The sequence below is a fragment of the Streptomyces sp. NPDC051582 genome, from assembly GCF_040681715.1.
GTDB lineage: Bacteria > Actinomycetota > Actinomycetes > Streptomycetales > Streptomycetaceae > Streptomyces.
The window spans coordinates 1-2108 of record NZ_JBFAZJ010000096.1; the positions used below are offsets into that span (position 1 = coordinate 1).

Here is a 2108-nt window from a genome sequence, read left to right on the forward strand (position 1 = left end):
CGGTGAGGCGGGTCCGTGTCTGCAGGTGTCCTGGTCGTGGGCGTCGGGGGTGTTGGCGGAGAGTGATGTCGTCGAGGTCTCGGGGCTGTTCGTCGAGGCGCTGAAGGCGATCATTCGGCATGCTGCTGATCCTGACGCGGGTGGATACACGCCCTCCGACCTTCCCCTGGTCTCCCTGAACCAGGCAGAAATTGACCAACTTGAGCAGCTGTGGAGGAACGAAAAGTGAAGCGGAATGAATTGGAAGACATTCTTCCGTTGGCTCCTCTGCAGGAAGGTCTGCTGTTCCACGCCCTTTATGACGCGGACGCGCTGGACGTCTATACGACGCAGATGTCTTTCCTCGTGGAAGGACCGCTGAATGTCGAGGCTCTGAAGGCGTCCGCCCGATTCGTTCTAGAGCGGCACAAGAATCTGCGCGCGGCTTTCATGCACGAGGGTCTGCGGCAGCCGGTCCAGGTCATTCCGAGGAAGGTGGAGCTTCCTTGGGAGGAGATCGACTTCTCCGACCTGGACGCCGGCCCCCAGGAGGCCGCGGTCGAGGCGTGGCTGGAGCAGGACCGGGCGCGGCGGTTCGACCTGGCCGCTCCGCCGCTGCTGAGGTTCACGCTGATCCGCCTCGCTGACCAGCGGTTCCGGCTGGAGTTCACGAGCCACCACTTGCTGCTGGACGGGTGGTCCGTGCCCGTGCTGATGCGCGACCTGATGACCGCCTATGAGCAGGGCGGCCGAGGCGACGGCTTGCCCCGGGTGAGGCCCTATCGCGACTACCTGGCGTGGGTGGCGGGACAAGACCGCGATGCGGCGCAGGAGGCATGGCGCCGGTCGCTGGCGGGCGTGGAGGAAGCGACCCGGCTCGCCCCGGTTCATGCTCGTGCGGCACAGATGGCTCCCGAGCACGTCACCGTCCGTCTGCCGGAGGAGTTGACGGCCGCTCTGGCGGCTGCGGCGCGCAGCTGCGGGGTCACGTTGAACACGGTGGTCCAGCAGGCTTGGGCGATCCTGCTCGGGCACATGACCGGACAGGACGACGTGGTCTTCGGTGCGACGGTCGCGGGACGCCCGGCCCAGATCCCCGGCATCGAATCGATGGTGGGCCTGTTCATCAACACCGTGCCGGTACGGGTACGCCTCAAGCCCGCCGAGTCCGTCCAGGAGGCGCTGGTGCGGCTCCAGGGGGAACAGAGCGCCCTCCTTCCCCACCAGCACCTCAAGCTCACCGACATCCACAACCTGACCCCGGCCGACGAGCTCTTCGACACCGTCGTCGTGTTCGAGAACTACCCGATCGGTGCCACGCCGAAGGCCGAGGGGCCGGCCGATGCCATCCGTGTCGAACGACTGGAAGGGCGGAACAGCATGCACTATCCGCTCAGCCTGATCGTGATGCCCGGAGACGGGATCCGGCTACGACTCGACTATCGGCCGGACCTGTTCGACCGGGCGGCGGTGGAACAGATCGGGTCCCAGCTGACCCGGATCCTGGAGGCGACCACCACCGGCCTCGATGGCGCGGTGGGCCACTTCGACCTGCTCGGTGCAGCGGAGAGGCACCGGGTATTGGCCGAGTGGAACGACACGGCCCGCGAGATACCGGCCGCCCTGTTGCCGGAGCAGTTCGAGGCGCAGACGGCACGCACTCCGCACGCGCCGGCCGTGATCAGTGGCGGGGTCGAGCTGAGCTATGCCGAGTTGAATGCCCGGGCGAATCGTTTGGCCCGGTATCTGGTCGCGCGTGGTGCCGGTCCGGAGAAGCTCGTCGCCGTCGCGCTGCCCAGGTCCGTCGACTTGATGGTCGCGCTGTTCGCCGTCCTGAAGAGCGGTGCCGGGTACGTACCACTGGATCCGGACTACCCCGCCGACCGCATCGCGTACGTGCTGGCCGATGCCGAGCCCGTGCTGGTGATCACCGATACGGAGACCTCACCCGGCTTGCCCGACGACGACGTGCCGCGTGTGCTGCTCGACGGTGATGAGGTCCTGCGAGCGGTCGCCACCGCCAGTGCATCCGATCTGTCCGACAGTGACCGGCTGTCTTCGGTGTTGTCTTCGCATGTGGCGTATGTGATTTATACGTCGGGTTCGACGGGTCGGCCGAAGGGTGTGGT

The 2108-nt window shown here is 66.6% G+C and carries 2 protein-coding genes; both read left to right on the forward strand.

The window, feature by feature from the left end; all coding sequences use genetic code 11:
• Positions 1-229: hypothetical protein (locus tag AB0M92_RS39185; protein WP_366107176.1), on the forward strand; the 229-nt coding region annotated here is incomplete at its 5' end.
• Positions 226-2108 (forward strand): condensation domain-containing protein (locus AB0M92_RS39190; protein WP_366107177.1); only part of this gene is annotated, 1883 nt, incomplete at its 3' end. The genes AB0M92_RS39185 and AB0M92_RS39190, both read left to right, overlap by 4 nt.